Below are 244 nucleotides of genomic sequence, written 5' to 3' on the forward strand. Positions count from 1 at the left end.
AGGCGTCGTACATCCGCTACGCCGATCTGCCCGCACGCCTGGAGGAACTCTTCCCCTCCGTCTCGCGTCGCCGGATCGAGCAGATCATCGGCGCCGAGACCGACGCGATCACCGGCGGGCTCCTGCGCATCGTCCCGGCCGTGGTCGAGACCGGCGCGATGGAGATGCTCGAGCGGGAGGCCGGTTCCTGCCACGAAGGAGAGGTCGCGGGACCGACAGCACCGGCGAGTTCCACGCCTCCGGG

1 protein-coding gene is annotated in these 244 nt (G+C 70.5%); it reads left to right on the forward strand.

What is annotated here, in order from left to right:
* The coding region (locus KVS71_RS18270) for a hypothetical protein (RefSeq protein WP_217585247.1) at nt 1–244 on the forward strand (244 nt) is incomplete at both ends.

It is taken from the genome of Microbacterium sp. GbtcB4 (assembly GCF_019091465.1).
GTDB classification, from domain to species: Bacteria; Actinomycetota; Actinomycetes; order Actinomycetales; family Microbacteriaceae; genus Microbacterium; species Microbacterium paraoxydans.